The organism is Candidatus Paceibacterota bacterium (assembly GCA_041661265.1).
Taxonomy (GTDB): Bacteria; Patescibacteriota; Minisyncoccia; order JAHIHE01; family JAGLIN01; genus JBAZUT01.
The window spans coordinates 81,348-87,763 of sequence record JBAZUT010000007.1 but is presented as its reverse complement, the minus strand read 5'-3'; the positions used below and the strand labels follow the sequence as shown (position 1 = coordinate 87,763).

The following is a 6,416-nucleotide window of genomic DNA, read 5'->3' as shown; positions in this document are numbered from 1 at the left end:
ATAGTTGTAATAATGTTCAATCTGAATAAAAACAATGAATGCTATGATGCTTCTAAATTATCATTTATAACTGTATAGCTCATTATTCCCAACTATTATCCTTGACGTTTCCTTTTAACGGGTATTGAGAATATCCCAAGGCCCCAGCCGATATTTGACTTTATCCGGCGAGAGGGTCCGGTCGATGATGTTGAAGCATATGGCAATCTGAATATGGGCGCAGGATTTGCAATATATATTCCGGGAAAGGACGTGCCAAAAGCCATATCAATTGCGAAAAAAAATAAAATAATGGCCATAGATGCGGGCCACATTGAAAAAAGAGGCGAGGAGAAGAAGGTTCTTATCCTGCCGAAAAATATCGAATATTCAGCCTTAACGCTAGAAGTTCGCTAAATATGACTATTCGGGTATCTGATATAAATAGATACCTTTTTTATTTTGAAAAAATAATGCTAGAATATAAGCATATAAGAATCGGAAATATAAAATAAATCTATGACGGAAAAAAAACTGAATGCGATCTATCTGGCGTGTCTCACATCAGGACTTATATTGTTTTTATATTCAGTCGTTTCCGCTGTTATATTTTATAATGATCGTTTTTATTCTTCTTTCGCTCTGGGAAGTTTTCTTATGCTGTCTTATGCAAATTATAGATTGAATGGCGAGTCGGCAATAAAATTCTTCTTTTTCGAATCCGGCCGCCGCGCGACGTTCATCTTTATCGCGGTCTCAACTCTATCTTTTTTTACAGTCGATTATTATTATGGCGTGCAGTTGAGCGGGATGTGGAACTGGATCGGCTATGGATTTACCGATTATGTGTTCATGTTCGTTTTCATGAATGTCGCTTTCATTCTCGGCATGTATGAACTTTATCGGATAGTACTAAGCATTTTGATAAAATATATTCCCGACAGGAATATCATGAACTTCAGCGGAAGCAAGGCATCTCATATATCGATCTTATTGCTCGGTATCATATTTATCCTCTGTCCGCTTTACGTTTATATTTTTCAAAGCGACAGCTTTGTCGAATATTCTATGATATTTCCATTTATCGGAATTTTGTTCCTTACTGATTATGTTTCTCTGGTGTTGAAAGGGGATTCGGTGCTGGAAAAAATATTTTCTCTGAATATGCTTTATATCGTTTCGTTCATACTGACATCGCTTGTTGCATCAGCTGTCACAGAAGGAGTGAATCTTTTCGGCCATGAATGGGAATATCTCAAAATGCCTTTTTCGGATCATAGATTATTTACTGTTCCGGTTGCGGTATTCATCGGGTGGGTCCCGCTTGTGCTTGCGGTCATCAGCATCGTCAACCTGACGAAGAATCTGAGTGTAAATGCTAAAAACCGGCACTAATTCCCATGCGCAAGTATTGACAAAAAGCCATAAATATGCTAAATTATACAGTCTGTTAAATAGTGATGTTTAACTGTACGAGTAGAGAGGTGTTGAATTTGTCCAAAGAGTTTAAAGCGTTGCATTTTCCGGAAGGCAAAATGAGTGTAAATGATAAAATTCGGTTGTATGTATTTGCAGCATTGGCATATGCCGCAGATGAGAGTGAATGGAAAAAAATTGCCTCGAACAAATTCTGGCAAAGGCTCAGAGAAGACAAACTGGCCAATCTGGTCTTAGGGGAAAAGGGAATAAATGATATGGTGATGCAGATGTACACCAACCATGAATTCAGTTTCGAGCATGATCGGGACGGAACCTCTATCATTCCTTCCGAGGAATTGATGAAAGCCATTCTGGCATACGAAAAAAAATAAAGAAGAAAATATTAATTATCTTCTTTTTTTCTTTGTTTGGATTCGTCTATTTTGCTTAAACCGGAAAAAATAATCAGTGTTCATTGAAAAAGGAACGGAGATCTCCGTTCCTTTTTAATTTATACCTTTTCACTTTTAATTTTCTATGTCCCCTCGGTCCAGCTTGAAAGATATTTCTGCTGTTCCTTGGTGAGCTTGTCTATATTGATCCCCATGGACTTCAATTTGAGCTTTGAAACATAGTCTTCAATTTCCGTCGGAACATCATAGACCTTTGGCGTCAGCTTTCCGTAGTTTTTCACGACCCATTCGCTGGCCAGCGCTTGCGTTGAAAAGCTCATATCCATGACCGAAGCCGGGTGGCCTTCCGCCGCCGCGAGGTTCACGAGGCGGCCTTCCGCAAGGACAAAGATCCTTTTTGACGTTTTGTTCCCGATCGTATATTCATCCACGAAATTCCTCACGTTTCTTCTCACGTCCGTTGCCATCTTTTGGAGCTTTTTCAGATTTATTTCAACATCAAAATGTCCGGAATTGCAGACCACGGCGCCGTCTTTCATCAGTTTGAAATGCTGTTCGTCGATCACGTTCATGTTTCCGGTTAGCGTGCAGAAAAGATCTCCTTTTTTCGCCGCTTCGTTCATTGTCATGACGTCAAAACCGTCCATGGCCGCTTCAAGCGCCTTGATCGGATCGATCTCGGTCACGATAACCTTTGCTCCCATGCCGCGCGCTCTTGTGGCAAAGCCTCTTCCGCACCAGCCGTATCCTGCGACGACAAAAGTTTTTCCGGCGATCAGCATGTCGGTTGCGCGGATTATTCCGTCCAATGTGGACTGTCCGGTCCCATAGCGGTTATCGAACATATTTTTCGTTTTTGCATCGTTCACGGCGACGACCGGGATCTTCAGTGCTCCGGCCTTTTCCATGGATCTCAGGCGGATGACTCCGGTTGTGGTTTCTTCCATGCTTCCCATAAGCTGTTTTGTAAGCTCGGGATATTCTTTGTGGATCGTCGAGATGAGATCAGCTCCGTCATCCATGGTGATATTCGGGCTGTGGGCGATGGCTTCTTCGAGGTGTTCGAAAAAGGTGTCTCTTTTTTCCCACTTTATGGCATACACGGGGATCTTGTAGTCCATGACGAGGCTTGCAGCCACATCGTCCTGCGTTGAAAGGGGATTGGAAGCGCAAAGCACTATGTCGGCTCCGCCTTCTTTGAGAGCTCTCACCAGATTCGCGGTTTCCGCCGTGACATGGAGGCATGCGGACATTTTCAGCCCCTTGAGCGGCTTTTCTTTTCCGAATTTTTCACGCACTTGGCGGAGGACCGGCATGTCATTGTCCGCCCACTCGATCCTTTTCTTGCCCGCTGGGGCGAGATTCTTGTCTTTGACGTCGTAGTTCATGTTTTTTGTTAGTTTATTTTTTTATTGAAATTTATTTCGTATCTTTTTTTTGCTTCTTCGAAATCGTATTTGTGGTTCTGGGTCCCGTAATTTTCAACCGCATAGCACGAGATGACCCCCGCAAACTCGCACGTCGTGTCGATCGGCCAGCCGTTCAAAAGCCCTTTGATGAATCCCGCGCGATAGGCGTCTCCGGCTCCGGTCGGATCCACCACGGCTTTTGGTTTTGCGGGTTTTATTTCATAAGTTCTTTTTTTCGTTTTTGCAACCGAGCCTTTCTCTCCAAGAGTGGTCACGAGAATATCGACGCTGTCCAGAATGTCTTTCTCGGTGAAGTTCGTTCTTTTTAGGATGACATTCAATTCGTAATCATTTGATATGAAATACTTGGCAGCTTTTATGCATTTTTTCAGGTCATCTCCGGAAAGCGAAGTTATGGCTTGTCCGGGATCGAAAATAAAAGGTATGTCGTGTTTTGCATAGAATTCCGAGAAGGTCACCATGTCCTGCATGAGGCCCGGCGCCACGATCGCGATCGAGTCCGAAAATTCATCGCTATATTCCATCGGGCACGGATTCATCATTGCTCCCGGACAGAAAGAAGCGATCTGGTTGTCGGCCTTGTCGGTCATCATTGTTGCAAGTGCCGTTCCCGCGTCTTCGACGATCCTCATTCTGGAAAGATCGATGTCGTGCTTTTCGAGCCATTTTCTGTATTTTTCGAAATCATGCCCTGCCGTTGAAAAGATCACGGGATCCTCGCCGAGAAGAGCCAGATTATATGCAATATTTCCCGCCGTTCCTCCGAAATTTTCGCTCACCTTGTCTATAAAAAAACTGACATTAATATTATGGATTTTGTCAGGCAGAATGTGGTCCTTGAAGTATCCGGGGAAGTTCATTATTTTGTCGTAAGCGATCGATCCGGAAACTAGAACTTTCATAGAATATTTTTATTTATTAACGGCTTCATACTGAATAATATCAATTGCGGTTTCTATTGTCAATTCAAGAATGGCGGAAAGTCTTTACAGACGCGGTAATGTATTGTAATATGTTTAGGTATAAGAAAATGTTTGAAAAATGGGTAGGTACCAAAGCGGTCAAACGGGACTGGCTGTAAACCAGTTGGCCTTCGGCCTTCGGGGGTTCGATTCCCTCCCTACCCACTGCTTCTCCGCCAGTCGGCGGATTCACAGTGCACGCACATAAGCACATAAAATCATTATATGTCGGAAAAGAATTTTGGAGGAGTTTTTTCAGATCCTCAAAGCACAGCACCTCACGCTGAAAACGCAGGAAACGATTTTGACGTGCATCAATTACATAATGACATACCCCACATAGAAACTCCGGGACCGCAGATTGGACCTGGTTTTTTGAATGAAAAAGATCCTAAACTGACAAAAGATGAAAACATCGAGAAAGAAGCGAATAGAGAAAAGCTCGAAGTTATCAAGCAGATCATACTGGAAAGGGATATTAATCTGGTAAAACCGGGAAGCTCGTACAGACTGTTGGTGAAGGACCTTAATGATATGGGCCTATTCCGCGCTGAACTGAAGACTGATATTAATTTCTTTTTCAATCAAAAGCTTCTTTATTGCTACAACAAAGAAAATCTAAAAAGCGATAACAATGAATCGTCAGATGCTTTGAAAAAAAAGACGCAAGCGGCATTCGCGGGAGCGAAAAGCCTGCACGACATTGTGGAAAAGCTGGAAAAAATTGAAGAAAACGGCGGAAGTGATGAGAAAATAAACGAATACTGGAAAAGCAGGGAAGCTTTTTATATGAATCTCAAAGAGAGCGAGATAGAGCCCTTGCTCAACAAAGAAGAGATGCTTATGGATAATTTGCAGAATGCTCAAAAATTTGGCGCAATTGCTGAAAAAGTCGTAAGGAATCTGATAAAAAACTCTTCCGAATATCTGAAGGAAATGATCTCTAAGAATGAGGCCCTGAGAGATATTTTTGAGGATGGTTTGATCATAAGCATAAAAGAAGCTTCGATAAGCGAGGATGTTTACAGGGCGATTGATTTTTATGTTGAAATCGGAGAAAAACGTTTTCCTGTTCAGGTCAAATGCGGAAATGTCGACGTAAAGTATGGTGAAGATGAAAAAACGCTGGCGTTCATTATGAACAATCTTGTGAATATGGTCGATGACGAAGATAGATTCAATTACAAATCGGGCAGTTGTTATTATGAGAACAAAATGACAGAGAAGCTGAACAAATTTGTACAAAGAGCCTTTATTAAGAATAATTGTGAAAAGGGATTTTTCATAATTTTGCCCCGCGGAAAGGGGATGCTCCGGGAAAATGGCGACATCGACGATAACGTGAAAAAATTATTTTTCGATCAATTATACCAAGAGATCTCAAGTTTGGAATTTAATTAATTATAAAAATCATATGAAAGAATTTATGACAGAAACAGATATTAAATTTGAAATGAGCCATGAGGAGATCGACGAATTGATCAAGAACTTCAAAGAAAAAAAGATCGAGATAAATTCCCATGATCTTGCAAGGATCCACGCCCATGTCTCTCCCAATGGAGAGGATTGCAAAGAGTGTCTCAGAAAAGTGATCGAAGCGGGCGTGATAACCGATTTCAATGAAGATGAAGGGTAGGCGGGGTTAGCGGCCGGATACGGCTTTATCTCTTTGATTTTTTGAATAAAAATACCTATCTTGTTTAAGATAGGTTTTTCGGACTCGAATGTTTTTTCAATATCTCACTCCAGATCAGGATCTTCACCAAAGCTGCGGCTATGATCGTTATGATCACAAAGAGATGGATCTCGAAAATGTTTATGAGACGGCTCATGGCATACAGCGTCAGGAAAAATGCGATCATGGCGATCGGACCTTTTGCCGAACCTTTCGCGAGAAGGGGATAAGATGCGCCAGTGGAGATCGAAAATATAACCATCAATATTACGACCTCGATATAATGTTTTGATCCCAAAATGAGATAGCCGAAACTAAATGCCGCATAATAGCAGATGATCACGATTATTGCGACAATAAATCCCGAAAACAGGCTGCTCGCGGTTTCATAATAGTTTTTTTGTCCGTTCAATGATATCGCCTCCATGATATCTTTGATGTTTTAATAACATTATAATCCGGTATTGTCAATAAAAGGGTGCTTTTCGCCATATATTTCAGTTTGAATTGACTTTGTATTTTTTGTGTATTATTATTA

General features: G+C 41.5%; 8 protein-coding genes and 1 tRNA gene. 6 read left to right on the top strand and 3 right to left on the bottom strand.

The genetic code is table 11. The features are described 5' to 3' along the window. The first annotated feature begins 213 nt into the window (after positions 1-213). The 3 genes from WC788_06175 to WC788_06165 all read left to right on the top strand — a co-directional run bounded on the left by WC788_06175 (position 214) and on the right by WC788_06165 (position 1,790). Positions 214-396, top strand: coding sequence for a hypothetical protein (locus WC788_06175; GenBank protein ID MFA6097187.1), 183 nt, complete (start codon positions 214-216; stop codon positions 394-396). Positions 397-498: 102 nt separating this feature from the next. Continuing rightward, positions 499-1,374, top strand: coding sequence for a hypothetical protein (locus WC788_06170; GenBank protein MFA6097186.1), 876 nt, complete (start codon positions 499-501; stop codon positions 1,372-1,374). A 140-nt stretch (positions 1,375-1,514) separates the two neighbouring features. Next, positions 1,515-1,790 (top strand): hypothetical protein, encoded by a 276-nt coding sequence (locus WC788_06165; protein ID MFA6097185.1) that lies wholly within the window; start codon positions 1,515-1,517, stop codon positions 1,788-1,790. 143 nt (positions 1,791-1,933) lie between these two features. Here the strand turns inward: WC788_06165 and ahcY are convergent, their stop codons facing one another. After that, positions 1,934-3,199, bottom strand: coding sequence for an adenosylhomocysteinase (gene ahcY / locus WC788_06160; GenBank protein MFA6097184.1), 1,266 nt, complete (start codon positions 3,197-3,199; stop codon positions 1,934-1,936). Positions 3,200-3,207: 8 nt separating this feature from the next. After that, a complete protein-coding gene (locus WC788_06155) occupies positions 3,208-4,143 on the bottom strand; it encodes a carbohydrate kinase family protein (GenBank protein ID MFA6097183.1) in 936 nt (311 codons plus the stop codon). A 141-nt stretch (positions 4,144-4,284) separates the two neighbouring features. Here WC788_06155 and WC788_06150 point away from each other — a divergent pair. The 3 genes from WC788_06150 (at position 4,285) to WC788_06140 (ending at position 5,839) form a co-directional block, all read left to right on the top strand. Next, positions 4,285-4,368 (top strand) — tRNA-Tyr (locus WC788_06150). A 60-nt stretch (positions 4,369-4,428) separates the two neighbouring features. Next, positions 4,429-5,604 carry a hypothetical protein gene (locus WC788_06145; GenBank protein ID MFA6097182.1) on the top strand — a complete coding sequence of 392 codons (1,176 nt, stop codon included), beginning with the start codon at positions 4,429-4,431 and terminating at the stop codon, positions 5,602-5,604. A 13-nt stretch (positions 5,605-5,617) separates the two neighbouring features. Next, complete coding sequence (locus WC788_06140; protein MFA6097181.1) at positions 5,618-5,839, top strand: hypothetical protein; 222 nt, start codon at positions 5,618-5,620, stop codon at positions 5,837-5,839. Between the two features lie 64 nt (positions 5,840-5,903). Here the strand turns inward: WC788_06140 and WC788_06135 are convergent, their stop codons facing one another. Next, a complete protein-coding gene (locus tag WC788_06135) occupies positions 5,904-6,290 on the bottom strand; it encodes a hypothetical protein (protein MFA6097180.1) in 387 nt (128 codons plus the stop codon). Positions 6,291-6,416: the final 126 nt, after the last annotated feature.